This window comes from Gottschalkia purinilytica, from assembly GCF_001190785.1.
GTDB lineage: Bacteria > Bacillota > Clostridia > Tissierellales > Gottschalkiaceae > Gottschalkia_A > Gottschalkia_A purinilytica.
Genome location: NZ_LGSS01000009.1, coordinates 36,687 through 63,403 on the forward strand (window position 1 = coordinate 36,687; position 26,717 = coordinate 63,403).

At 27.0% G+C, this 26,717-nt stretch carries 21 protein-coding genes; 3 read left to right on the top strand and 18 right to left on the bottom strand.

Annotation, left to right across the window (positions count from 1 at the left end; translation table 11 throughout):
- Window positions 1-216: 216 nt before the first annotated feature.
- The 3 genes from CLPU_RS09950 to CLPU_RS09960 are packed head-to-tail and all read right to left on the bottom strand — an operon-like array spanning window position 217 to window position 4,562.
- Complete coding sequence (locus CLPU_RS09950; RefSeq protein WP_050355510.1) at window positions 217-2,931, bottom strand: ATP-binding protein; 2,715 nt, start codon at window positions 2,929-2,931, stop codon at window positions 217-219.
- Window positions 2,928-4,031, bottom strand: coding sequence for a metallophosphoesterase family protein (locus tag CLPU_RS09955; RefSeq protein WP_235436154.1), 1,104 nt, complete (start codon window positions 4,029-4,031; stop codon window positions 2,928-2,930). Before CLPU_RS09955 ends, CLPU_RS09950 begins: the two co-directional genes overlap by 4 nt.
- A gap of 36 nt (window positions 4,032-4,067) precedes the next feature.
- Window positions 4,068-4,562: a GNAT family N-acetyltransferase gene (locus tag CLPU_RS09960; protein ID WP_050355512.1), complete on the bottom strand. Its 495-nt coding sequence runs from the start codon at window positions 4,560-4,562 to the stop codon at window positions 4,068-4,070.
- A 234-nt stretch (window positions 4,563-4,796) separates the two neighbouring features.
- Between CLPU_RS09960 and CLPU_RS09965 the strand changes: the two genes are divergently transcribed.
- Window positions 4,797-6,329, top strand: a complete 1,533-nt coding sequence (locus CLPU_RS09965; RefSeq protein WP_050355513.1) for an S-layer homology domain-containing protein — start codon at window positions 4,797-4,799, stop codon at window positions 6,327-6,329.
- A 150-nt stretch (window positions 6,330-6,479) separates the two neighbouring features.
- Here CLPU_RS09965 and CLPU_RS09970 read toward each other — a convergent pair whose 3' ends face one another.
- From CLPU_RS09970 to CLPU_RS10040, 15 genes are all read right to left on the bottom strand, one after another.
- Window positions 6,480-6,668 (bottom strand): hypothetical protein, encoded by a 189-nt coding sequence (locus CLPU_RS09970; RefSeq protein ID WP_050355514.1) that lies wholly within the window; start codon window positions 6,666-6,668, stop codon window positions 6,480-6,482.
- A gap of 332 nt (window positions 6,669-7,000) precedes the next feature.
- Window positions 7,001-9,802 (bottom strand): VWA domain-containing protein, encoded by a 2,802-nt coding sequence (locus CLPU_RS09975; protein ID WP_050355515.1) that lies wholly within the window; start codon window positions 9,800-9,802, stop codon window positions 7,001-7,003.
- Complete coding sequence (locus tag CLPU_RS09980) at window positions 9,792-11,600, bottom strand: vWA domain-containing protein (RefSeq protein ID WP_050355516.1); 1,809 nt, start codon at window positions 11,598-11,600, stop codon at window positions 9,792-9,794. The genes CLPU_RS09975 and CLPU_RS09980 overlap by 11 nt, the downstream gene beginning before the upstream one ends.
- 4 nt (window positions 11,601-11,604) lie before the next feature.
- Entirely contained in the window at window positions 11,605-12,474 is an 870-nt protein-coding gene (locus CLPU_RS09985) for a DUF58 domain-containing protein (protein ID WP_050355517.1), read from the bottom strand.
- Window positions 12,475-12,493: 19 nt separating this feature from the next.
- Window positions 12,494-13,474 carry an AAA family ATPase gene (locus tag CLPU_RS09990; RefSeq protein WP_050355518.1) on the bottom strand — a complete coding sequence of 327 codons (981 nt, stop codon included), beginning with the start codon at window positions 13,472-13,474 and terminating at the stop codon, window positions 12,494-12,496.
- Between the two features lie 15 nt (window positions 13,475-13,489).
- Complete coding sequence (locus CLPU_RS09995) at window positions 13,490-15,064, bottom strand: hypothetical protein (protein ID WP_050355519.1); 1,575 nt, start codon at window positions 15,062-15,064, stop codon at window positions 13,490-13,492.
- The gene (locus CLPU_RS10000; RefSeq protein WP_050355520.1) at window positions 15,064-15,936 is read right to left on the bottom strand and encodes an ABC transporter permease; all 873 of its coding nucleotides are present in this window, start codon (window positions 15,934-15,936) and stop codon (window positions 15,064-15,066) included. The genes CLPU_RS09995 and CLPU_RS10000 overlap by 1 nt, the downstream gene beginning before the upstream one ends.
- Window positions 15,936-16,865 (bottom strand): ABC transporter ATP-binding protein, encoded by a 930-nt coding sequence (locus CLPU_RS10005; RefSeq protein WP_050355521.1) that lies wholly within the window; start codon window positions 16,863-16,865, stop codon window positions 15,936-15,938. Before CLPU_RS10005 ends, CLPU_RS10000 begins: the two co-directional genes overlap by 1 nt.
- Complete coding sequence (locus tag CLPU_RS10010; protein ID WP_050355522.1) at window positions 16,865-19,264, bottom strand: DUF7408 domain-containing protein; 2,400 nt, start codon at window positions 19,262-19,264, stop codon at window positions 16,865-16,867. Before CLPU_RS10010 ends, CLPU_RS10005 begins: the two co-directional genes overlap by 1 nt.
- Before the next feature lie 229 nt (window positions 19,265-19,493).
- Window positions 19,494-19,760 carry a YciI family protein gene (locus CLPU_RS10015; protein WP_050355523.1) on the bottom strand — a complete coding sequence of 89 codons (267 nt, stop codon included), beginning with the start codon at window positions 19,758-19,760 and terminating at the stop codon, window positions 19,494-19,496.
- A 91-nt stretch (window positions 19,761-19,851) separates the two neighbouring features.
- Entirely contained in the window at window positions 19,852-20,445 is a 594-nt protein-coding gene (locus CLPU_RS10020) for a DedA family protein (protein WP_050355524.1), read from the bottom strand.
- A gap of 45 nt (window positions 20,446-20,490) precedes the next feature.
- Window positions 20,491-21,216 carry a glucosamine-6-phosphate deaminase gene (nagB, locus tag CLPU_RS10025; protein ID WP_050355525.1) on the bottom strand — a complete coding sequence of 242 codons (726 nt, stop codon included), beginning with the start codon at window positions 21,214-21,216 and terminating at the stop codon, window positions 20,491-20,493.
- Between the two features lie 240 nt (window positions 21,217-21,456).
- Entirely contained in the window at window positions 21,457-22,788 is a 1,332-nt protein-coding gene (locus CLPU_RS10030; RefSeq protein WP_050355526.1) for an FMN-binding glutamate synthase family protein, read from the bottom strand.
- 73 nt (window positions 22,789-22,861) lie between these two features.
- Complete coding sequence (gene truA, locus CLPU_RS10035; RefSeq protein WP_050355527.1) at window positions 22,862-23,617, bottom strand: tRNA pseudouridine(38-40) synthase TruA; 756 nt, start codon at window positions 23,615-23,617, stop codon at window positions 22,862-22,864.
- 116 nt (window positions 23,618-23,733) lie between these two features.
- Window positions 23,734-24,489 (bottom strand): hypothetical protein, encoded by a 756-nt coding sequence (locus CLPU_RS10040; RefSeq protein ID WP_050355528.1) that lies wholly within the window; start codon window positions 24,487-24,489, stop codon window positions 23,734-23,736.
- A gap of 221 nt (window positions 24,490-24,710) precedes the next feature.
- Between CLPU_RS10040 and CLPU_RS10045 the strand changes: the two genes are divergently transcribed.
- Both CLPU_RS10045 and CLPU_RS10050 read left to right on the top strand, forming a co-directional pair.
- Complete coding sequence (locus CLPU_RS10045) at window positions 24,711-25,493, top strand: ABC transporter ATP-binding protein (protein WP_050355529.1); 783 nt, start codon at window positions 24,711-24,713, stop codon at window positions 25,491-25,493.
- Window positions 25,483-26,304, top strand: a complete 822-nt coding sequence (locus CLPU_RS10050) for an ABC transporter permease (protein WP_050355530.1) — start codon at window positions 25,483-25,485, stop codon at window positions 26,302-26,304. Before CLPU_RS10045 ends, CLPU_RS10050 begins: the two co-directional genes overlap by 11 nt.
- The last annotated feature ends 413 nt before the right edge of the window (window positions 26,305-26,717 follow it).

The window sequence follows — 26,717 nt, forward strand, 5'->3', positions numbered from 1 at the left end:
ATTTAGTTAAAGTCTTACATTAAGTTTTTGTTCTATATTTTATATCTATAAAAATTATATATTATAAAATTCTAAAATACATCAAAAATCCTACATACATTTCAACATTTTATTTTTTATTTTAATATCTCTTAAAGTTAATCTTTAACTTTGAAATATCTTGAATATAGAATTTAACTCAATAACTTTTATTATTTTGATGTAATCACTTTAACTCTAAATGTCTATATTTGTATAATTATATTTCATTTTATTCAATATTTCTCTTTCTCTCGTATGACAAGTAAATACTATAATCTGTCTATTTTTACTTTCTCTATTCAATACTTCCAATATATTTTCTAATCTTTTGTTATCATATTGAATAAAGCAATCATCTAATATAATTGGCAAATGTCTTTCTCTATTTATTATATCATTTATACCTAACCTAGTTGCAAAGTATATTTGGTCTATCGTTCCATTACTTAGTGAATTAATGTTTATAAATTTCTCTCTAGAATCTATGATCTTTATATCCAAATTTTCTGTAATTTTAACTTCACTATATTTCCCATTAGTTATATTGCTAATTACTTCTCCAACTAAGCTATTTAATTTTGGAGAAAAATCTCTCTGAATATTTTTAGATATTTTCTCTATAGTTTCCTTGGCTAAATTAAGAGCTTTTAGTTCTTTATCATACTTTTCTTTTATTTTTATTTTGCTACTAATATCTTCTTCTACGTTATCAATATTTCTTATATTATCATATAACATCTTAATATTTTCTTCTAACCTGGCTAATTTTTCTCTTTTATTTGATATTTCACTATTTATATTTTCAAAGCTTATTTTTAGCTCTTCTTTATCATTTTTTTCTACATTTTTAAAACTCATATTCTCCATTTCTATCAATTTTTTGTCAACTTCATTTATGCTCATATTTCCTAATTCATTATTGAGTAAAGTTTCATTATTTTCTATCTCATAAACTATTTTGTTATATTCATCTCTTTTTTTAAGCCCTAATCTAAATTCTTCTAAGTTATTAAATCCATTTTGATCTAATTTCTTCTTGATTTGTATTTGAGTATTTCTATATCTTTCTTCCATTTTTTCTATTTCATCTGACAATTCTTCTAATTGTTCTTTTAACATATTTTCATGTCTTTTTAAATCTAAATATTTATTATAATCATTTTTCAAATCTACCATATATTCTTGTGTAATATTTGTATTCATCTTAAATCCAAATAATAATTCATGAATTTGACTTTCATATTTATCTATATCTATTAATATACTCTGTTTCTCATTCTTAAGCTCAGCTGTATCTAATCCTAAATGTTCTTTAGCTATTAATTTATCTTGTAATTTTTTTAAATCTACCTTACTGTTACAGTTATATTTTTCCAGTATACTATTTAAGTCATCATTAATTTTATCTATAGAGCTGTTTTTTAAACTTATTTCTTTTTTAGAGTTATCTATTTGATCTTTAAGTTCAGATACGTCTTTTTTTAGTTTTTTGTTATTATATAAATTATATATAGAAATTAGTGCTGTTATAATAGATATTATAATAATTTTATAATTAGTATTTAAAGCTGTTATAAATAAAATTATTGTTGAGAATATGAATATCCAACTAAATAATGTAGATTGTTTCAAACTTTTTGTCTTTTTATCAAGGTCTGTATCATAAAATAATATTTTACTATCATCTATACTATATATTAGTTTATTTTTTTCCTCTTCTTTTTCTTCATAAGTGTATATATCATCTTTTATGCAAAAATATTTATCATCTATGTCCATATCTGAAATATTCTTTAGTTTGCTATAGATATATTCTAATCTTTCTTTTTTCTTCTCCATTGAGTTCCATAATTCAAATACTTTATTTATATCATTTTCAGATAGCTCTTCAAACTTCCTTAAATCTTCTATTTCTTTATCTAGCTTTTCAATCTTACTTTTCATTACTTCATATTTACTCTTTAATTCGTTAATATTTTCTTTTACATTTTTAGATGTACTTTCTAGCTTTATAGTATCTGCGTAATCATCTTCGTTTATATTACTATATACCCCTAATTGTTCTTTAGCAATATTCAATTTTGTTATTTTTTGACCTAGTTTTTTAATATTGGTATATTTTTTGTAAACTTCATAATAAGATATATCCTTTATATTATTTTCTATGCTTTTTCTTTCATTATCTAGTTTCCATATATCCTTTTTTATATTGTTTATTTGAATTTCAATTTCTCTTATATCATTTAGTGTACTTAACACCATACTTTTTTCTTTTTCTAATTTACATATTTCCTCGGCAATTTTTCCATATTGAGATTTTTTTCTACCTATTTTCCCTATATCGTCTATCTTATTTTGTAATTTTTCTATTACACTCTTAATAGAGATTTCTTCGTCTAGTGTACCGCCTAAGTTTATTAGATTGTCTTTCACTTCTTTAGCCAAACTATCTTCTGTTTTAGAACATAGTTGTTTTGTACTTATAGTATTATTAAATACAACACTATTTAATCCTAAATGCCGTGAAGCTGGTTGATGAAGTCTAGTTACATTATCATATTCAAACAAATAAGTTATATCTTCACCAGTTTCTTCATCAAAAATCTTTACATCACTATTATCTTTTAAAAAGTTTCTTTCAATTCTATATAACTTATTTTCATATTCATATTTAAGAATTCCACAGTATTCTGTTGAATTCATAGGTAGATATTTGTCATAATCTTCTAAATAAGTTCTTCTTTTAGTATAAGGCTTAAAAAACCCAAAAAACATTCCTTCTATAAATTTATGAATAGTAGTTTTTCCAGCTTCGTTTTCTCCATATATTATATTTATTCCATTATTTAACTCTATTTTCTTGTTTTTAAACTTTCCAAAAGAATTTATCATTAATTCTTTTATTATCATAGTTTCACCTTCTCACTTAGTAAAACATCTAGTCCATAATATAAGGCTTCTTTATTTATCTCATCGTCTAATCCTTCTTTTTCAATCTCTTTTATAAAAAATCCGATTATATTGTCAGCATTTTTTTTATATATCTCTTCAATATCATAGTTAGGATTAGTTTCGTCTATTATTTCTATATAATCGAAATATTTTTTTATGTTATCTTTAATATAATCATCAATTTTAACATCTTTATCTCTTATACCCTTTACTGTTATCTTACATATGCTATTTTTCTTATTTTCATCAGAAACACATTCTATAATAGACTGAATTATGTCATCATAGTTCATACATTCATCTATGACAATATCTTTCACAATTAATTTTCTCTTACTAATTGATCTGAAGTTCATATTTGTATGATCAAGTGATATTTCTCCTTCTATGATACCATGTTCTCCTATTTCACCAAAATCTAATGGTTCAGGACTTCCACAGTAAGCTATCTTATCAGTTATAAACTGATGCTTATGTATATGTCCTAAAGCAACATAATTAAATCCAGATCTTATTAATTTTTCTTTGTCTATAGGTAGGTATTCTGAGTTTTTATTAAATATATCTCCATGAGCTAGCAATATGTTTATTTTATTACTATCTTCTATACTAACTTCGTCTAAGAGCTGATTTTTTTCCTCTTTCTTGCTCCAACTTAGCCCCCATATTACAGTATTTATATCATCAAATTCTATTTTACATACCTTATCTTCTCTAATTATATATACATTCTCAGACCAGTTTCCCAAATTATATATTGATTTAGAGTTCAGTGGGTCATGATTTCCTGCTATTATTACTACTTTTGTATTTGCAATCTCTTTAAATTTACTTTCAATTTTTCTTATATCATTAACTGTACAATATTTGTCTTCAAATAAATCTCCAGATATCAATAATAAATCACTACTTGTTTCTTTACATCTTTCTATTATATTACTAAACGTTTCCCATATTTCTAATCTCCTCTTGTGTGCAAATTCTGAGTCAAAATTAATATTTTTAAACTTTAGCCCTAAATGTAAATCTCCTGTATGTATGCATTTTATCTTATGCATTTTCATCAACTCCAAACTTCGTTAAAATATTTATATCTATAATTTCTTTTTCATAACTGTAGCTGTCAACAGGTTATTTGACCAATTTAAATTTACTTCTTTAACTCTTCTAAAACCATTTTTTATCCAAAATCTAAATACTTCTACATTATATTCATTAACTACGTCTATTCTTATAGATTTGTGCCCTAGTAATTTAACATATTCTTCGAAACGTAAATATACCTCTTGTCCCAATCCTTTATTTGAAAACCTATTGTGTAACATTAATAATGATAAATACGTTTCATCATCGATTTTAAAGTCCATTATACCTAATATATCATTTGAATGTTTATCTGTTATTTTACATGATAAAAATCCACATTTTTTCATATCTTCAAGTTCTTTTTCTATCCATTCTGATGAAATCTTATTTACACCTAAATGTTTTATTAGAAACTCTTCATTTGAATTATAAATTTCTGTAACCTTATCTACATCACTATATTTTAATAAATCTATATAGCATATTTCAGTTTCTAAAAACACAATCTCATCCCCTATTTCTCATCAATACCAATATGTGATATTAAATCTATCTTGAAGATATTATACCAAAGATTCCCTTAGATAAAAGGACAAATACTATTTTAATTAATATCAATAATGTTATTTTTCTGGAATTCAAAGTAATTAGTTCTAATGTTTAGTTGAAACTACTAATATATTAATATATAATGTGTCTAATCAACTAAATTTTACCAAGATAAGGGAGGTTTTTACATGAAAACTAAAAGTATTATTATATCCTTAGCTTTATCTATAATATTATCAATATCAATGCTCGGTACTGCTATAGCACAAAATAGTACGACTACAGTATCAAGACTAGACTTTGTTAAAAAAGTAATTGATAGTAATAAAATTGAATTAGTTAAAGAAAGTAAATCTTCTTTTGAAGATGTTAAAGGCGAAAAAGATATTCAATATGTACAAACAGCTTATAAAAAAGGTTTAATATCAGGATATGGTAATAAATTTAATCCTAATGATCCTATAACTAAAGAACAAGTAGTTATTGTTGTTGTCAAATCTTTAGTATCAGATTCTACAGTACAAAAGTTTACTGGTAAGGATTTTAATGACACAGTACAATTTACTGATAAGAATAATGTTTCTGGCTGGGCAAAACCATACATAACTTACGCTGTTAAAAATAATCTTATAGACTATAAAGGTAACTTTAATCCAAAATCTAATATAACATTAGAAGAAATAAATAAAATATTAGATAATGCCAAATCACTTTATAATACTGTTCTTACTCGTGAAGGATTAACAGCTTCTCAATTATTTGAAAAAAGTAGTGAAGAGATGAATAAGCTTTCTTCATATAAGTTTAAAAGTGAAGGAACTTCATCTTCTAAAGTTTCCTCTATAGAAAATGGTAAAGAGGAAGTACAACAATCTACTTCTATAGATGTTGTTAATGGTATATTTGAAAAACCTGGAAAATTCTATGCTAGTTCAGTTTCTAAGGCTAACAGTAACGGGGAAAATGTTGAAATAAAACAAGAAGTACTTATTTCAGAAGAGGACAAAATACTATATATGAAGTCAGATATTGATCCTGAAAATGATAAATGGATAAAAATTGACTTAAATCCTATATTGGATAAGATAGGAAAATTGTCTTCTAAAACAAATTTAGGAGATTTAACAAGTATAAATAATAACTTAGATCTAGCAAAACAACAAGAATTATTTGGATCATACGTTAAATATGGTGAAGATGTGGTTGTAGATGGTCAGAAGTACTACACTATTGATCTAGATTTAGACAACGAAACATTTAAGAAAATAACCTCAGAAATATCGAACACAGTAATAGATAGCTTATTTGATGAAATAGCTAAGGCAGATCCTGATAATCAAGAATTAAGTAAGGATGAATTTAAGTCTATATTTAATGAATTATTAAATAGTATGGATATTTCAACTAAATATAAATATTATATAAACAAAGATACTAAGTTAGTTGATATTTCTGATGTAAAACAAAATGTATCTATGAAAAATAATTTTAGTACAGAAGGTAATGATGTTTCAGTAAATATTACAACAAATAGTGATATTAAGCTAAAATTCTTTGATTTTAATAAACCTGTAAAATTCCCTAAAATAGATAAAAAAGATGTTGTTAATATTGAAGATGCATTTAAAATATCTGACGATGCAGAAACTGAAGGATTACAACAAAATATCATTAATAATATAACAGGTGTTAATATTCCTAGTAATATATTTAAAAAATAATGTAAAAAAAGAGTCTCTGAAGATTAAAAATATCTTATAATTAAATAAAAAAAGCTTCTCTCTGTTATTAATTTTAAATATAAAACAGAAAGGAGCTTTTTTTAATTTTACATTATTTTTCTAACAATTAAATCTTTCAAGTTATGTCTATTAAATCCAAGGAAGTGCTGATAATACTGCTGATACAATTATTGTTGTTACAGCCATTGACGTAACATTTCCTATAGTAGGATGAAAATCTTCTGGCAACTTATCACAGAAATATTCACCTAATGGTGGTCCTATTATAGCACCTAATATACCTGCTATTAAAGCTACTTGTATAGTACTTCCAAACATCAAGACACATCCAGGGCCTACACTTACTACTGGAATAAATGTAGCATACCATCCCTTTTCTACGTATTTATTGAAATATAAAAACTACTAATAAAAACAAGTGTTTTTAGCAATTTTTTATACAACACTATTATAATTTTGTTGACTTTAGTTAATATAGTGGGATTGATCTAGTTAAAAAATTATTATAATTGACAAAATTATATAAATTAAATGATTTTTATTAGATACAACTTTTATGGCTAATTTTATTAACAAATCTAAATTTCTTAACTTCTTGATTTTTACTAAAAAAACTTTTATACGATGTTAAAATAAAAGAAGAGATAAATCTATCCCTTCTTTTTATTTTTTGTTTTTAATAGTCTAGATGTATCTAGACTATTATCTTCGTTCTTTTTATTATTTGTATTTTCTTTCTTTTTAACATTATCATCTTTTTTATTATTAGATGATATTACGTCATCTAAGTTAATATCTGATTTGGCAGTATTTGATTGTGAATCAAAAGAATTCTGTGCTTTACGTTTGCTAGACTTACTCTTACTTTTAATCTCTGATTTATACTCATGTAACTTTTCGCCTATGACTTCTAGCTTTTTGAACTTTATATTTAGTCTTCTTAAGGCTATGTCTAATAACATGAGTAAAAGAGCTAAAATAAGTAGTATATAAGATAAATCTTTCAATCCATATATTCTTTCTAAATCATTTTTGAATACGTCTTTAGGTTTAGTTATGAACTTTCCGTTACTTCTTTTTACTAAAGTATCTATCTTATTATCTAAAGATGTATAATCATATTCTTTAGGATAGTTTATAGCTATAGATTCTTTAGCACTATTAACTATCTTATCATCTTTGTATTGATTTACATTTATAGTATATACTCCATTTGACTTTATAGGTATAGTTCCCTTAAACTCTCCTGGTTTCGATGCTTGTAAATCTATGTTTATAGTCTTAAGCTCTGGTGTTACTATTGTAGCCTTAGTCTTATAGCTATTATCATTTTTTCCTGTATTCTTTACTATTATTTCTTCTTTATTTCCTATAGTCTTAGATTCTATAGATAAGTTTTTATTATTTACGTTAGGGAAAGTCCACTGAACCATGTTTCTAAAAAGCTCTGTTCCTTCATTTGTTCCTAAATAGCTAGAGCTCCATCTACCATTTACATCTGATGTCCAAGCAACTGTCTTTCCTAGTCCATATTGCCAAGATGCTAGTAGAGGATCTTGTTTATCGGTTTTTAATATAACATCTGCAAGTTTCTTTTCAGAAGTTCCTATATAACCATCAATTTGTGGTATCCCATTTTTAAGGGATGTGGCAATATCATGTGGCTGAGATAACTCTGGAATAAACGATCTATTATTTATATAACTCTTTGATGCCAAAGAAGTTTCCTTTGTAAATATCTTTGGTATAGAAGAATATTCATCAGCAAAATAGTATCTTCCTCTACCCTCTTCAGCTATCATTTCTAGTAACTGTGTATCTGCATCTCCCCCTACAGCTACTGTGGATACTGTTATATTATCTTTTTTCATATTCTCTAATAGTTCTTCATATCCTGTTCTTGAAGATTGTCCGTCAGTCAACAGTATAATATGTTTTAACTTAGTATTAGTCGTCTTCAATTCTTCATATGCCTCTTCAAGAGCTGGTAATATACTAGTTCCTCCATCAGCACGTATTGTACCTATATTGTTTTTAATCTTATCTTTATTTTTTACAGATGACATTTTAGTAACCCAATGTACAGTATCATTAAAAGCTATAACCCCTACTTTATCACTACTTTTTAATGTATCGACAGCCTTTATAGATGCATCTTTAGCCACTTCTAGCTTATCTTCTCCACCTACTCCTGACATACTGCCAGACTTATCTATAACTAACATAAGTCCAAGACTTGGTATTTCTCCTTTTACCTTCATTTCCATATTTACTGGTAGCATTTTCTCTATTAATGTTTCTTGATATCCCCCTAAAGCATAACTATTTTCTCCACCAGTAACTACAAGTCCTCCACCATAGTCTTTTACATATTTCTCTAAAGCACTTATAAATTTTTCACTTACATTTTCTAGTGAAACATCACTCATAATTATAGAGTTGTACCTTGATAGTTTATCTAAACTTGAAGGTACCATATAGTCTCTTACATGTTCAACATCTATATTAGCTGATTGAAGTATCTTTCCAAGTTCTCTTCCTTCATCATTTGCTCCACTTATTATAAGTACATTAGCCTTTCCTTCTATTTGAGTATATGCAGAATATTCGTTGTTTTGTGATATTGTATCATTCTTAGCACTTATAGATGCTTTATATGTTCTTATACCAGTTCCATGAGCATTATCTTGAAATACAAATCTATTAATTCCTTTTTCCAAAGATACTTCTTTCTCTCCGACTATATTTTGATCTGAATATAGTGTAATTTTACCATCAGTTTTAGTATTACTATATACCTCTACAGTAATATCAAAGCTTTGATTTTCATGTAATCTTTTAGGTATATTCACCTTATTAATTTGCACTTCTTCTGTGTAGTTTTTCTTTGTTTTTAGAACTTTTAAATCTACATTGTTACTTTTTATTATTTCTCCTTCCTTTAAGCTATCATCAACATTTTCATATCCATCAGTGAGAAGGACTATTCTTTTCATAGTATCTTCTGACATTAAGCCTTGTGATACCTTAAGGGCTTTTTCTATATTAGTAAATCGTTCATCTGGTTTAGTATCAAATTCATAGAACTTTAATTGATCATTTACTGCATTTTCGACTTCTGTACTTCCTCCAAAAGTTACAATACCTACTTTATCTTTTTTTGAAGTATACTTTAAAGACTCTTTTATAAAGTCCTGAAAATGACTATGATCATTTTTAGTACTTTCAGATAAGTCTACTGCAAATATTGTAGTTGTAGTATCTATATATGATTTTAAACTAAGACCAGCTATAGAAAATACAAGAAATATAATTATTAGACTTCTTATGCCTAATATAAGTCTTCTTTTTTGCTTACCTAGCCTTGATAATCTTTTACCAAAATAAAAAGTAAAAAATAAAAGGAACGGTATTAATACTAACCACCATGGGTTTTCAAAACTAATTATCACGATTATACACCACCCATTCTATAGCTAGAATGATTAAAGCTATTAATAATAGTATATTTTTCAAATCTTTTCCACTGTTGCTTTTTTCACTTTTCCCTTTAGATTTAATTGAAATTTCTTTATCCTCAGATATATTTTGTCTAGATTCCTTTTCTGTATTTACATTAGATACAAAGTAGTTTTTCAATGTACCTTTTTCGTTTTTTTGCTCTATAGTATATACTCCTACTTTTCCTGTATCTGCAAAAGGAGTTAAAGGAAATGGTGGTGCTATCTTAGTCTTTTCACCTTCTGGTTTTATAATATATACTTCTTTAGTTGTAGGAGTTACGTCTATCTTTACCTTTTCTCCTGATAAAATTGAAGTCTGATCTTGCTTATTTAAACTAAGTGTATAATCCATTACATTTTGTATGAATATAGGAAAATCCATTTTTAAAGGTAAATCTGTATCATGTATGTCAAAACCAGCTAATACATACTTTTGATTTTGTTTTTCTCCTTTTAATATAACAGGCTTGTCCTCAAACGTAACTATAGGAGTCATCCAACTAGGTGTATCTATAGTTTTTGCTTTTTTTATACTAAAATCTAAATTTACATATCTAAATAACTCATCATTATTAAGTTTTAAATTTCCTTGTGTATTAATATCTGATATTTTAAAAATATCATTTTTAGGTGGATTAAATATTAATATATTTCCATCTTTAGGTAAACTTTTAGGAAGAACTCCATCAAATATATATAAATCAAAACCTTTAAGATTATCGTCATTTAATTTTTCTTTTGACTTATACAATTCTATATTATTATTTATAGTAATAGCCTTTTCTAAAAATACATTATCATTTCCAATAAACAGAACCTTTTTCATAGTGCTACTATTTACAACATGATATCTAGTGTTATCTATTTTTAGCCTATCATCTATGTCTGCTTCAGCTTTAAGGATATTTATATTCTTATCTATATTTTCATAATATATTTCCTTACTTTCATTTGGCTTTACACTTACATTTTGTACATCTATAATCTTTTCATCTCCATATAAAGATAGTTCAAATCTAGATTCTTTATTTGAATGATTTGTAACTCTAACCAAAGCTGTATTATTTTTTTCAGATGTAGAGTGTGATAATGCATCTATACTTATATTGGCATCTGGCTTACTTAAATTATATACTTTTATATTTTCATTATTAGTTTTTATATCTTTATCTGTATAAAAAAATATATTATAACTTTTCATATCTTTTGATAAGGCTTTGACTAGGGATATGGCCTCTTCTGTATTTTCACTTTCACTTGTAACTTTTATTTGTGACAATTTATTCTTTAACATAGTTTTATTTTTAGAGTTTCCTATAATAGTTTTAGGATTATTACACATAGATATTAAAGTAACCTCTGTGTTTGGTCTTTTATTGTCTATTATCTTCTCAATCTCAATTTTTGCAAATTCGAAAGCATTTCTATCTTTATCATACTTACTTTGCATACTAGCAGAAGTGTCTAATACTAAAATTAAATTATCTACGTCTTCATTACCTATTAATATATGGGGTTTAGCTAGTACCAAAACTACTATAGAAAAAAATATTATTTGTAAAATCATAAGTATATTTTTTCTAAGTTTTTGCCACGGCTTATTAGCTTCTATGTCTTTTAACACTTTGTCCCATAGATAGTTACTAGAAATTATTACTTCTTCATGCTGTTTTCTAAGTAAGTACATTAATATTATAGGAATCAACCCTAAGAAAAACAAAAAATATAAAGGAGAGTAAAACCTCATTTCATCACCTCAAAATTCCAGCCTTAACTAAGTTATCAAAAACAACCTCTTCTATAGATATTTGATTTGATAAAAGGCTATAGTAACATCCATATTTCCTACAGATTTCTTTTATATTTCCAATAAATCTTTTTAGTGTTTCTTCATAAGAATCTATTGTATTAGAGGAAATATATACGTCTTTCTCTTCATTTGTTTCACTATCTATTAATCTAACATCTCCAATGTATTCTGGACTTAATTCTTCTCTGCTTAAGGTGTGTAGTATAATCACACTTTGGTTCATATAAGCTAAGTATTTTACTATTTCCTCTAAGCTATCTGTAAATAAATCTGAAATTATTATTGAGATTCCTTTTTTATAAGTATTAGATTTAACTACCTTAAGTAGATCATTAGTCTCTTCAAATTTTATATTTCCGAGATAGTCAATTATTTTATAAAGAGAGTTTTTACCACTAAGATTTTCCAAAGTATCTATCTTATTATTATTTGAACAATGAATATGTACTCTATCTAAATTCACAGTACTTATATATCCAAATACTAAAGCTAGTTGTTTTGATATAAGAGACTTCTTAGGATTACCAAAGTCCATTGACTTAGTAGTATCTAAAAATATATTTATAGTTGACTGCCTTTCTTCCATAAACAGTTTTATGAATAGTTTCTCAAACCTTCCATAAGCATTCCAGTCTATTTTTCTAAAATCATCCCCTGGAGCATATTCTCTAAAATCGGAAAACTCTACTGATGATCCTTTTGCATTTGATTTTCTTCCACCAGTATATCCTTTATTTAGAACTATGTTAGTATTTAACTGTAGTCTTTCTAGTTTTCTAATTAGGCTACTTTCTATAATTGTATCTTTCATATTTATCAATCCTTAAAGATTATTGTATATCACTTATAATTGCTTTTATTACATGGTCAGAATCTATATTATCTGATATAGCTTCAAAATTTAGTACAATTCTATGTCTTAATACAGGATAAGCAACATAGTTTATATCATCAAAGGAAACATTGTATCTTCCATCTATAAGAGCTTTTACCCTCGCTGCTTTTACAAGAGCCTGAGCCCCCCTCGGACTTGATCCAAATCTAATATACTTTTTAGATACTTCGGTACTTAGATCACTTTCTGGATGAGTCGAATGTATAATCTTCATTGCATATTCCATAACATGACTTGCAACTGGAACTTCTTTAGCTATATTGGATAATTTTATTATTTCTTCTCCATTAGTAACTTTTTTTAGCTCTACATTATTAGTGGTAGTAGTTAGACCCACTATTTTACTTAGTTCATCTAAGCTAGGAAATTTAACATCTAATTTAAACATAAATCTATCCATTTGTGCTTCTGGTAGTGGATATGTTCCTTCCATTTCTATAGGGTTTTGCGTTGCTAATACGAAAAAAGGCTTATTTAGACTATAAGTACTATTTCCAACTGTAACAGTTTTTTCTTGCATAGCCTCTAACATAGCACTTTGTGTTTTAGGAGTCGATCTATTTATTTCATCTGCTAAAACTATATTGCTAAATACAGGTCCTTTCTGGAATGTTAAAGTATTTCTTCCATTGTCATCATGAGTTATTATATTTGTTCCTACAACATCTGCAGGCATTAAATCCGGTGTAAATTGTATCCTTGAAAAATCCAAGTCTAGTACTTGTCCTATAGCTTTAACTAACTGAGTTTTTCCTAGTCCTGGGACACCTTCCAATAAAACATTTCCTTCACAAAGTATTGCTATTAAAACTTGCTCTACTATTTCTTCTTGTCCAATTATAGCCTTATGAATTTCTGACTTTATATTATTAAACTTTTCTTTAAACTCGGTGATGTCTTTTTCACTATATTGCATAATATCCCTCCTACTTTATTCAAGTTCAGTAAAGTATTTTTTTATAACATTTTTCATAGCTTGAGGTATTTCTTTTGTTTCCATCTTTTCAAACTCACTTTGTTTATAACTATTCAATACTTCATTGTAAGGTATAGAATCTCCAGCTTCGTCTCCAAGTTTTTTAGTCTGTATAGTTTTACTGTCTCCTGTATTATTCTTATTTACTTTTACTTGAGCATCATGTCCATTTTTATTTGAATTTTTAGGAGTAAATATTTTTTCATAATCTTTAACTATACCTGTACTTGTATTATTTCTTCCTCCACCTTGTCCGGAACCAGCGCCAGCCCCTTGACCAGAGCCACCATTTTTACTAGTGCCTCCGCCGCCCTGACCATTTCCTTGATTATTTCCATCATTGCCTTCATTTGAGCTATTGCTTTCACTATTCGTCTGATTGTTTTGTTTGGAGCTATTATTTGTTATAGAGTTATTCTGCAAGTCACTTATTACTCCATCAATTTCAGATACTAGTTCATCTACAGAACCTAGATCTATATCATTTGCTAAAGCATTAGCAAGTTTTTCTCCAATATCGTTTAACTTACTAGATAGCTTATTTAAATCTCCGCTTTCTATAGCTTCATCTATATCCTGTGATATCTTTTTTAAAAGCTCTGATAACTCTTTATTTTCTTTTAAGCTTTCAGCTAATTCTTTCATTTCTTTGGATGATTTCTTTAATTCTTCTTTATTAGAATTTTTAAGTTTGTTTTCTAATTTTTTTGTATCTTTCTTAATATCTTCTAAACCTTTTTTCTTCAACTGTTCTCCTAAATCTTTAGTAATTTCTTTTTTAGATAAATTTTCACCTATATTTTTTAATTTTTTATTAGCTAAGTCTTTACCTATCTTTTTCATATCTTTTTTTGACTTTAGTAGATTCTTCTGAGCTTCTTTTAAATCTTTGCTTCTATTAATAGTTGACTTTAACTTTTTAAGATTACTTTTTATCTCTTTCTTATCTTTTAAAGCTAGTTTCTTATCATTTTCTACTTTTTCAATAAGTTCATCTATTTTTTTCTCTTTCTTCTTAATTTCCATCTTACTTTGCTCTAATTGTTTTGACTCTTTATATGTAGAAGTTTCGATAAACCCTACTAAAGTAGCACAAATCAAAATGGTAAAAGTAATTAATAATATCTTTTGTGAGGGTTTTATAACTATTTTATTCTTTAGAGAACTCTCTTTTAGTTTCTCTAATGTATCATTCTTCTGCATAATAGATATATCTGATGTATCCCCTATAAGTTCTAGTGATGTAGCAACTCTCTCTTTTAATTCAAAAGAGTCTATAACTTTTGCGGTTTCTTTATAAGTTGGTTTCTTATAAAAAGACCAAATAGTTCCTCCTATTAAGGACAATAAAAATACTATTGCTATTTTTTGCCATATAAAGGTTATAGGTACTATCTTAGATAGCACCATAACCCCAAAAGTAATTATAGAAAAAGCAAGTATAGAATAACTTAAATATTCTATTAACTTTTTAAAATAAAGTTTTATTCTAAATGGCTTTAAAAGCTCTAATATTTTATTATCAAGCATTATATACCACCCTCAGTATTAGTACTTCTTTTTAACCCTATCTTTTTCATAGGATTTATTTTTACAGATGATACATATAGTAATATTCCTGACATTAAGAGACTGATTAATATATTTATTAATAGTACTGATACTAGATTAACATTTTGTATATTAACAAGATCTCTTATTAGCTTTGTACTATCTGCTATTTTAGCTAAGATAGTTGATAATCCTGTAATAGGACTGAAATATAAAGGTATAGGCATACTTTTTAATTGGTTTATACCTTTAGGACCATAATAAAATATCATCATAAAAACTACTATGACATATGGTAACAGAACTATCACTCCACTTATAATATAACTTATTATAGTTGATGTAGTAGTCTTCTTAAAAAATGTCGAAGTAAATATCCCTACACTTCCAAATAATATTGCTGTTACGACATAAAAAGAAAAAATAAGTAGAATATTTCCTGGGGAAACACTCCCAAAAAGAAATATTATGCTAAGTATTGGAATAGATGCTACTAATAAAAGTAATATTTCTGCAATAGATGACATTAACTTTCCTAATATAATAGACATGCTTGATAGTCTAGTACATATTAATAAGTCTAATGTTCCTCTCTCCCTTTCACCCGAAATGCTACTACATGTAGTTGCAGGAGTAATTCCAATTATCAACATTAATTGTGCAGCTGATATAGCAATAAATATTCTTCTTGCTAATGCAGGGTTTATACCATAATCTCTATCTGTAAAAACAATTTCTGGAGAAAGAAATACTATAAAACAGATTAATATTGCTAAATAAAGAGTCATTATCCCTACAAATTTCCAACTTCTCATTTTAGTTTTTATTTCTTTTTTTAATATCGGGTTCATTATTCATTTCCCCCTTTCGTAACTTTCATAAATATCTCTTCTAAATTGTCTTCAGTTAAACTAAAAGAAGTAACAGGTATTTCTTGGAGTATCATATGTTTTAGTAACAAATACATTTCTTCTTCTCCACCTTCATATTCTACTTCTAGAGTTTCACCATTAGAGTGGATATCTCTCACTAATGGCTGTTCTTTCAAGAATTTTATAGCTTTTTCTCGTTCTTTTAAAACTTTTATTTTTATAACACTATTTTCTTTTTGTATCTTTTCCATTATTTCATTTACAGATCCTGTTACAATCACTTGGCCATTTTCTACAATTCCTATTCTAGTACAAAGCTCCGCTAACTCTGGCAATATATGCGAACTTATTATTATAGTTTTTCCCATATCTTTTAGCTCTCTAAGAATTTCTTTCATTTGAACTCTAGCTCTAGGGTCCATACCAGATGCAGGCTCGTCTAGTATAAGTAGTTTAGGATTATGCATAAGACATCTAGCCAGACACAGCTTTTGCTTCATACCCCTTGATAGTGAATCTACATAAACATTTTTTTTATGTTTTAAATCTACTAATTCAAGTAGATCATCTGATACTTCTTTTATTTCTTCTTTAGATAGACCAGCTACATCTCCGTAGAATTCTAAGTATTCATTTACTTTAAGATTGTCATATACTCCGAAAAAGTCTGGCATATATCCTATACTTCTTCTGGCATCTTCTATATTTTTAGATATATCTATTCCGTCTATATATACTTTTCCTGAAGTTGGTCTTAAAAGAGTAGATATCATCTTAAAAGTAGTTGTTTTTCCTGCTCCATTTGGTCCTACAAATCCAAAGATTTCTCCATTTTTTACCTCTAAAGATAGTTCATTAACAGCAGTAAATTTCCCATAGTTTTTAGTTAGTTTTTCTATTCTTAACATTACTTAGCTACCCCCTTTAGAGAGAAACTTGGATATTCCACAGTGCCATCATGTCCAGCTATCAATTTAACTACTACTCCTTTATATTCATCATAGTATAACTCCTTATTACTACTATCTATTTCAATAGATTTTTTACTTGATGTATCCCAATTTTTAGTTTGATTATTATATATATAAGCGATACCACCAGGATAATTTCCTTGTCCAGTTGTCTTTATCTTCATACTTTCAATATCTATATTTTTAGGAGACTTAAATGAATATATCGCATGTCCTTGTCCTTGAAGTAACTTATCATATGGACTAGCAAATCTTAATCCTTCGATTTCTAACAGTTTAGGTGTAAATACATTCTCTGATATACTAATTTTTTCACCTTTATCATACTTTATATCTAAAGGGATAATTATCAAATTTTTATCTACCCTTTCAGGAGTTTCACCATTAATCATTATGTCATCAGATATATTATCTTTATTCCATCCAATAAGAATAGCTGTATTATCATCATTAAGCCCATAATCTTTTAAAAAGTTGTCTGAAAGTATTTCTCTCTTTAAATCTTTACTGAAAATGTGGTTCTTCTCCTTTGAGTTATAAGGATATATACTTTCAGTGAAAGAATATATATCAGCGTTTATTCCTGGAGTTTTCTTCATTTTCTTTAGACTTACATCTATATCTTTTTTAGAATTTTTATCTATATTTCCAACTTTATAAACTAAATTGTTATAAATAAGTAGTGTATCCTTTAAATCCATATGTGATTTATTTATTATATTTCCTTGTAAGTTATCTTTTGATATTTTTATATTAGGTATATCTATACCATTTATATTTTTATTACCTTCTAAACTTATCTTTTCAGATTTCCAGCTAGCCGCTTTTCTGTATATCAAATTATTTTTTTCATTAAAATTAATTTCAACTTTTCTTTTTTCTATCGATTCGTCATCATTGTAAATATCACTTTGTTCTGGTGATAAATACATATTCTCTTTAGCTTTTATACCTAAGTCTTTAGTTTTATGTGTAATGATCCCAGTTTTTGTATAAATGTTGGCATTATTTGAATTTTTATTGAACTGTATTACCGATACATTGTTGGCAAGTACATTATATGTCTTTATTTTAGTCCCCCATATATACATTGATATAGCAAATGTTAAGGCTATAATAGGTATAGTAACCCATCCTTTTTCTCTCTTATCAAGTTTCTTTAATATTAAATAGTTTATTGGTCCAACAATTAAAATGAATAATATTATAATTAACAGTATAATTCCAGGTGAAGGTGCTCTTTCTCCCGGTATGTTTCCAACAATACTATTTCCTCCATAATAGTGATTTTGAGTATCAATAAATTTATTAGTGCTTATATTTCCATAATTTAAAATAATATCTTTTAAAAAGTTCACATTTTCATTCCATTCTATAAACGGACTCATTCCTATATTAGTTGTAATTGTAAATATATTTCCTTTATTAAGCTTTTTATTATATACAAGTGTATTGTCACCTATATTAACTAGATTCTCAGCATCTTTGACCTGTCCAGTAGCTATTTGAATTGGATTTCCTGAATTAAATGAATATCCTGTATTTGTATTAAAATTATTAATATTTTCTACTTTCTCACCTTTAAAATAATTAATAGTATTAAGACCTTTTAGAGTTTTTTCATAGCTATCTCCAGTTCCTATTATTAAGTTTCCACCTGATCTTATCCATTTTTCTAATTCTTTAACTTGTTCTTTAGTAAGCTTCTCTGTAGCAAAATCATTTATAACTATAATGTCTAATGTCTTTAATTGTGCACTTTCATAAGGAAAATTTTCCTTTAATTTAATAGTTTTTACTTTACTTTCTTTCTTCTTTTCATTACTTTGTAAAAAAGGTATATTATTTAAGTATGCAAGACTATCATAGTTATCACTAAGAACTCCTATAAGTAATTTTTCAGCATCTTCGGCTTTCTTTACATTATTTTTTTGCTCCCATATAACATTATCTTTTTCGTCCAATATTCGTATGATTACGTTCCTATCTTTATGTATGGTCATGCCCATATCAATTTCCTTAGTATTACCCTTCTTTAGACTTAATGATTTGCTATATATATCTTCAGAAGAAGTATTCGCACCAGGCTCGTTATATCCCTTTGTTATAATCTGTATTTTACCTTCTATATCTCTAGATTCATTTTTAACTTCAATTTTTACAGGCATCATATGTTCATATCTATAACTTTGATCAAAGCCATATTCAAACTTGACTTTAAAGTTTTCATTCCCTTTTTCTTTATCTGCATAAGAAATCCGAGTACCGCATACAAAAAATATAATCATTAAGATGCTCAGTACTCTTAGCATTTTTTTTGTATTTTTAAAATACATATTCTCTATCCCCTTCCTTTTATATTTAGTAAAGTACATAAATGGTTTATATGTTAAATCCATATATTAAATAATAATATCTATGTATAATAAATACTACACTATAAATCTTAAAAATACATTACTTTTTATCTTACTTTTTAGTAAGATTTGTCATATTTTTTTAAATAAAAAGAGACTGTCCTAAATAATTTAGAGACAGTCTCTTTCTAACTTTTTTAATTTAATTTTATTCTACGTTACTTCTCCACTCTTTTAATAAAGCTATCTTACGTGATTTTTCTTTTACAGCTGGATCATTTTCTGCTAATTCTTTAGCCTCTTCATAAGAGTCTACCTTATAGATTACTAGTCCTCCACTATGATCTGTGAAAGGTCCTTTTGCAAATATTTTTCCCTCATCTATGTATTTTTGAAGGTATGCTTTGTGCACATCTAATATTTCTGCATCTTTTTCAGCATCTATTGTTTCTAAAACAGTAGCATATAAAATCATATTCTACACTCCCTTTTCTTAAGATTTTTTAACTTTTTTGCTATTATTATTATATATTGAATTTCAAATCAAATCAAACACATCATTATTTCTAATCTATATCACCTTTTTTTATTTTCTTATATCTAATAAAACATATAGCAATATACGTAATAACAAGAACACCAAATGCTATATATAAATGTAGAGAATATTTTTTCATAAATTCTAACACTATATCTATATTACCTTTATATAGCTTTCCTAAGTTAAGCATGATGAAACACCAAGGATATATTCCTATGAACGTAAATATACCGTATTTTAAAGGATCAATTTTAGCTATTCCACCTAAATATGATATATAGTTTCCCCATCCAAAGGGTCTGGATATAGCTACCGCTATCAGTCCATGCTTAGCCATTAATTCTTTAGCTTTGTCAGCTTTACTTTGAATTTTTTTCCCACACATATATAAAGCTTTCTCTCCTAGTTTTTTTCCTATCATGTAAGGTATATAACTAGATAATGTATAAGAAAGTGCCATAAATATAGATATGAAAAATATTCCTATTAGATTAGGTCTTATAATATTTCCAAATCCTAAGACAATTATAATGCCAGGAAAGGGAATAGAACTTCCTTCTAATCCCATAGAAACTATAAGTCCGAATATGCCTAATCCATGTAAAAATTCTTTTATCATAAGTATACCTCTTTAAACGTATATTCCTTCTAGTGTAACTCTTCTCTATAACAGCTTTCCAGCTTCTTCATCTACTATTATAGTTACATCCTTATGTAACTGTAATATAGAAGCAGGAACACTAGGTGTAATAGGTCCTTTAATTGTATCATAGATAGTTTTTGCTTTACTTTCTCCACTAGCTATTAATAATATTTTTTTTGCATTCATTATTGTTTGTATTCCCATACTTATAGCTTTAGTAGGTACTTCTTCAAGAGAAGCAAAAAATCTAGAATTTGCATTAATAGTGTCAATATCAAGTTCTACAAGTCTAGTATAAGTTTCAAAACTATCACTAGGCTCATTAAATCCTATATGACCATTTCTTCCTATACCTAGTAATTGTAAGTCTATTCCACCTAATTCTTTTATCTTATTTTCGTATTCTTCACAACTTTTTTCTATATCTTCAGCCATTCCATTTGGAATATTTATATTTTCTTCTTTTATATTTATATGATTTAACAAATGTTTTCTCATATAATAATTATAGCTTTGTGAATCTTCTGGATATAGTCCATAATATTCGTCTAAGTTAAAAGTAGTTACGTCACTAAAGTCAACTATATTTTTCTCATACAGCTCTATTAGTTCTTTGTACATACCTTCTGGAGTACTTCCTGTTGCGAGTCCAAGAATGCTATTAGATTTAAGTTTTATTTGCTCTGCAACTATACTAGCCGACTTTTTACTTAACTCTTGATAATCTTTTACCTTATATACTTTCATCATACCACTCCAAATATTTAGATTTATGTTATATTATAATACATATTCTTAACTTTCTTCATTATTATAGCACTTATCGAAATGTTTTCAATATTTTTATTTCTCAAGGAGATCAATTTTTAAGTTTTTTGTCTGGCTTATTAGTTCATACTAGTTTATCTTTATAAATACAAAAAAATAGAAGCATATCAAGTATTAATACATACTTAATATGCTTTATTTTAAATTATATTTGAATTACTATGATCTTGGACTTGCTGCATATCTTATTTTTAAAAATTCAGCTAGTTCCTTATCTACTGTTACTAAATCTTCTTTATTTAAATCTTTTATGGATTTTTTTCCTACAGCTTGGAGTGCCATTTTCATTTCCTCCGTACAAGAAGTTAAGAAGTTTGCTAAATTGTTTGCTGCTACATCTATATCTAACTTATCTGCATATTTTCCTTCATGTAAAGCAAGTTGAGTTGGTGGAGCTTCTGGAAGTGTCTTTACTGCTTGACATTGTACAGTTGCAAATACTGCTATAGATCCTATATATACTGCATCTGCCCCAAGTGCCTTCGCTTTTAAAAAGTGACCTGGTGTACTAAGTCCTCCAGCAACTATTATATCAAATTTATCTCTTATACCTTTCTCTTCAAGCCATTTTATAGTTCTAGATAATGTATGTAATGTAGGTAATCCTACATTATCCGCAAGAGTTGGTGGTGCTACAGCAGTTCCTCCTTCAGATCCATCTATTACTATATAATCTGCTTTTGTTTTAGATATTACTTTAAGTTCATCCTCTATGAAGTCAGTTCCAGCTATTTTTACTCCTATTGGAACATCATATTGACTTTTTAAATTGTTAATCAACTCTATTATATCTTCTGTAGAGCTAGTATTAGGCATTCTAGAATATATTGTACTATCTTCACCTTTTTGTAAGTCCCATACTTCCCTTAGATGTTCGTCTATAGTATCAGCATACTTAGTAGATTCTACTGCTCCTCCCCATGCACCTTGACCTAATTGTACTTCTATTGCGTCTAATTTACTTAGCTTTTCTGGAGTTGTCATAAGACCTCCACGATTATATTGTCCTATTAAATATTTTGTATTGCTTCTTACTTCTTCTGATACAGCTGACTCACCCGTATTTGTAGAAGTTCCTACCATTGCAGCACCTTTCGCTAGAGCCATTTTCATTCTTAGACTTAATGATCCTCCATAGGACATTCCTGTAATCATCATAGGAATATCTAACTTTAGAGGTTTTTTAGCATTTTTACCTATAGTTACGCTCATATCTATATCTTTTATACTTTCTGTAGGTAATTCAAATAGTTGCCTAGGGTTTAATAATATCTTTTCCCAAGGTGAGAGATTTATAGGGCTTCCATATGGTAAAGTTAGTACTTTACCTGTTTCAGATCTTATTGCAGCTTCTATTATAGCTCTCGCTGTAAGTTTTTGAGCAGCAGTTATAGCTATGTAAGGATTATCCGCATAATCTTCTGTAAATAGTTTCTTTATCATACTATCAGTAATTGGATCTAATGCTTTTAATAACAAAGATGTAAGCATAAAAAAACACCTCTTTTAATTAAATTATTTTAAATAAGACTAATTAAAGTTAGTGTTTCTTAGTTCAAAAATTTTATTCAATTATATGATCTTTATATTCAACTTCTAATAAATATAATCCCTTTGCTATTGCTGTATCTCCGGCTAGTTTTCTATTTTTTCCATCTAATATAGTTTTCATTTCTTCTGGCTTTTTCTTTCCTAATCCAACTTCGATAAGAGTTCCTACTATTATTCTCACCATGTTATATAGAAATCCATCCCCATGAAATATTATTTCCACTAGCTGTTTGTTTTTAATTATATCTATTGAATATATAGTTCTTACCTTTGACTTTTTCTTTGATTTATCTGTTGTAAAGCTTGTAAAATCATGTTCTCCAGTAAGGTATGTAATAGCTTTTTTTATATCTTCTAAATTTAATTCTTTTTTTATATGTACAGCATATTTTCTTAAGAATGGATCATATACATCATCATTCCATATTTTATACATGTATTTTTTAGATATGGCATTATATCTTGAGTGAAATCTTTCTTGCACTTCTTCAACATTAGTAACTACTATATCATCAGGAAGATATGTAGTTAAGAGTTTTTTTATCTCACTTAAATGTATTGTACTATTAGTCTTAAAATTAGCCACTTGTCCTATAGCATGAACTCCTGCATCAGTTCTTCCTGAACCTATTATTTCTATTTCCTCTTTTATTATTCTACTAAGAACACCTTCTATTTTTCCTTGTATGGTCATATCTGTGTTATCTTGTCTTTGCCATCCTTTGTATCTAGTACCATCATATTTTATCATTAGTTTTATATTTCTCATTGATCTTTCTACTTCTCCCTTCGTAGTTATAAATATTCTGTTTTAGATGATATCTCTTAGCTATATATTAGTCTAATTATACACTACTTTTAAAAAAACTTACTATATTTATGTATTTAATAATTTTCTTTTAAATATTTACCCCAATCCTTATAAACCTCTTCTCTTGAAAGTCCAAATATATTTTTATATGAACTAGGCTGCTTTAATAGCTTCAATACATTCTTCATTCCAAATTCTTTATCTAAGAACTCAATATATGTATAAGATGCCTCATATGGCGTTCTATTGCCAGGTTTTAGTAAATTTTGCATTTTAGTACTATCTATAGATGCTTTATCCTCCAGTTTATACATTGGCTCTGTGTTTTCTGAAAGATATCCTGCAAGCCCTTCTTCTAAAAACCTAGGAGCTCTTTTATTTATATGATATACTGCAACATGGACATATTCATGAATTGATGTTTTTATAACGCTATCATGACTATTAGGTTTTTTTAAGCCTCTAGGTGAAACTACCATTATTTTATCCTTCATATTATCTCCATTATATGTTTCAGGTGCAAGCAAACTTCCAATGTATCCATATCTTTTACTATGAAAAGTCTTTAAACTAGGATAAATATATACTTCAGTTTTATTTTTCTTATTAAATTCTATATTCAAACTAATATGTTCATTTACCTGTTCCAATGCTAATGCTATATCTTTTGCTACTTTTTTATCTTTTCTATCATAATAAATAATAAAATTTTCTGTTTGAGTAGCTAACATATTCTTAGTTTTCAATTGAAATCTTGGCAAAAAAGATATTGCTAATAAACATAAGAAAATAATACCTCCTACCATTATGATTTCAATATTTTTTCTCATATAATTCCCCCATTCTGTTATTAATCAAAGTTTATATTTAAATATTAATAATTAAGAACTTTGTGTTATATTTATTAAATTTATTTTAAACAATATATGACAAATAATCAAGAATTTGATATATAATATATTATTTATTCATCACTGTAATATAATCACATCTTAATCTATTTCTGAATATTATAAACCATCTATACTTTTATTTTAAGGAGACGATGGAGATGAAAAATAATAAGTTAGTAGAAATCAAAAATATAGGTATGTCCTATCATACTTTAGATGGAGAAACACTCGCTTTAAAAGACATCTCTCTAGATATAAATCATGGAGAAGTTATTGTAATGGTAGGTCCTAGTGGATGTGGTAAATCTACTTTGTTATCAATAATTTCAGGACTTATAAAACCGTCAAAAGGTAGTGTTTATATAAATGGAAAAGAAGTTACAGAACCAGGTAAAAACATAGGATATATGTTTCAAAGAGATAATCTATTTGAATGGAGAACTATAATAGATAATATTCTTATAGGTCTTGAAATACAAAATAAACTGAACAATGAAACACTAAATTTCGTTGAAAAGTTAATAGATACTTATGGATTATCTGAATTTAAATATCATTATCCTAGACAATTATCCGGTGGTATGAGACAACGAGTAGCTCTTATAAGAACACTAGCAGTTCAACCAGATCTATTACTTTTAGATGAACCTTTCTCTGCACTAGACTATCATACTAGACTAAATATAGCTGATGAAGTTTCAACAATATTAAAAAAAGAAGGTAAAACAGCTTTAATGATAACACATGACATCTCAGAAGCAATTTCTATGGCTAATAGAGTAGTTATTCTTTCAAGTAGACCAGCTACTGTGAAAGAAATAGTAGATATAGAACTTAATTGTCCAGATAATGATTCAACCCCTATGAAATGTAGAGAAGCTCCAGAATTTAGACACTATTTTAATAAAATATGGAAGGAGCTTGATGTACATGTCAAATAAAAGTAGTCCTTTAAAAAATATATCTAAAGATCAAGAAAAATTTTTAAAGAAGTATAAAGCAAGAAAAAGAAATATATTTATCACTCAATTGCTAATTTTATTAGCATTTATACTAATATGGGAAGCTTCAGCAAGATTAAATTTAATTGATACTTTTCTAACCAGTTCTCCATCTGCTATATACAAGCTTTTTATAGATTTTCTAAAAGATGGTTCTATTTTTAAGCATGTAGGCATATCTGTTATGGAGACAGTTGTAGGATTTGTAGTAGGAACCATATTAGGGCTTATAATAGCAATTATTCTATGGTGGTCTGACTTTTTAGCTAAAGTACTTGATCCATATCTTGTAATACTAAATAGTCTACCAAAAACAGCTTTAGCACCTATTATAATAATTTGGGTTGGTGCTGGATACTCAGGAATTATAGTAACTGCTATTACACTTTCTATAGTTATAACTATTATGAACATTTACACCAGTTTTAAAGAAATAAATGAAGAAAGTATTAAAATGCTAGAAACATTTGGAGCTACTAAGTTTCAAATATTAAGAAAATTAGTGCTACCTGCAAGTGTACCTTCTATAATCAGTACAATAAAGGTAAATATAGGGCTTTCTTGGGTAGGAGTTATAGTAGGTGAGTTTCTAGTATCTAGAGCAGGAATAGGATATCTTATTGTATATGGTGGTCAGGTATTCAAATTAGACTTAGTTATGATGAGTGTCATTATATTAGCAGTTCTTACAGCATTAATGTACAAATGCATTTCTATAGTTGAAAATAAGTTTATGAAATGGCGTCAATAAATTAACTTAAGTATAGCTTGTTAAGTACGTATTATTAAACATTTAACAGGCTATACTTAATATTTTTAATAATCAAATATTAGTTCTTACATATAAATGCCCATCCCTCTGTTTTCTAAGTCTTCTAAAGTTTAATATTCTTTTCATTTCTTAATCATATTCACCATCAGCGTTATCATATATTAAACTGATTGAATCTCATCTATTTATTATTTTTAAATCACTACATTCAATTAAAAATTTCACTTTATTTTCTTTTAATCTATATTTTAAAGTAGTATCTTTTCACTATAATTAGATCTTATTTATAAAAGATATTGAATTTATAGAAAATTTTTATTATAATTTTATTAATTCTTAGTAATTTTATCTATTTTCATGGGTATATATTATATAAAGTATATATTAAGGAG

Excerpts from the sequence above, each read along its gene's own strand:
- CLPU_RS09950 (WP_050355510.1), bottom strand. The coding sequence starts at position 2,931 with ATGATAATAAAAGAATTAATGATAAATTCTTTTGGAAAGTTTAAAAAC.
- CLPU_RS09955 (WP_235436154.1), bottom strand. The coding sequence starts at position 4,031 with ATGCATAAGATAAAATGCATACATACAGGAGATTTACATTTAGGGCTA.
- CLPU_RS09965 (WP_050355513.1), top strand. The coding sequence starts at position 4,797 with ATGAAAACTAAAAGTATTATTATATCCTTAGCTTTATCTATAATATTA.
- CLPU_RS09970 (WP_050355514.1), bottom strand. The coding sequence starts at position 6,668 with ATGTTTGGAAGTACTATACAAGTAGCTTTAATAGCAGGTATATTAGGT.
- CLPU_RS09980 (WP_050355516.1), bottom strand. The coding sequence starts at position 11,600 with ATGAGGTTTTACTCTCCTTTATATTTTTTGTTTTTCTTAGGGTTGATT.
- CLPU_RS09985 (WP_050355517.1), bottom strand. The coding sequence starts at position 12,474 with ATGAAAGATACAATTATAGAAAGTAGCCTAATTAGAAAACTAGAAAGA.
- CLPU_RS09990 (WP_050355518.1), bottom strand. The coding sequence starts at position 13,474 with ATGCAATATAGTGAAAAAGACATCACCGAGTTTAAAGAAAAGTTTAAT.
- CLPU_RS09995 (WP_050355519.1), bottom strand. The coding sequence starts at position 15,064 with ATGCTTGATAATAAAATATTAGAGCTTTTAAAGCCATTTAGAATAAAA.
- CLPU_RS10000 (WP_050355520.1), bottom strand. The coding sequence starts at position 15,936 with ATGAACCCGATATTAAAAAAAGAAATAAAAACTAAAATGAGAAGTTGG.
- CLPU_RS10005 (WP_050355521.1), bottom strand. The coding sequence starts at position 16,865 with ATGTTAAGAATAGAAAAACTAACTAAAAACTATGGGAAATTTACTGCT.
- CLPU_RS10010 (WP_050355522.1), bottom strand. The coding sequence starts at position 19,264 with ATGTATTTTAAAAATACAAAAAAAATGCTAAGAGTACTGAGCATCTTA.
- CLPU_RS10015 (WP_050355523.1), bottom strand. The coding sequence starts at position 19,760 with ATGATTTTATATGCTACTGTTTTAGAAACAATAGATGCTGAAAAAGAT.
- CLPU_RS10020 (WP_050355524.1), bottom strand. The coding sequence starts at position 20,445 with ATGATAAAAGAATTTTTACATGGATTAGGCATATTCGGACTTATAGTT.
- nagB (WP_050355525.1), bottom strand. The coding sequence starts at position 21,216 with ATGAAAGTATATAAGGTAAAAGATTATCAAGAGTTAAGTAAAAAGTCG.
- CLPU_RS10030 (WP_050355526.1), bottom strand. The coding sequence starts at position 22,788 with ATGCTTACATCTTTGTTATTAAAAGCATTAGATCCAATTACTGATAGT.
- truA (WP_050355527.1), bottom strand. The coding sequence starts at position 23,617 with ATGAGAAATATAAAACTAATGATAAAATATGATGGTACTAGATACAAA.
- CLPU_RS10040 (WP_050355528.1), bottom strand. The coding sequence starts at position 24,489 with ATGAGAAAAAATATTGAAATCATAATGGTAGGAGGTATTATTTTCTTA.
- CLPU_RS10045 (WP_050355529.1), top strand. The coding sequence starts at position 24,711 with ATGAAAAATAATAAGTTAGTAGAAATCAAAAATATAGGTATGTCCTAT.
- CLPU_RS10050 (WP_050355530.1), top strand. The coding sequence starts at position 25,483 with ATGTCAAATAAAAGTAGTCCTTTAAAAAATATATCTAAAGATCAAGAA.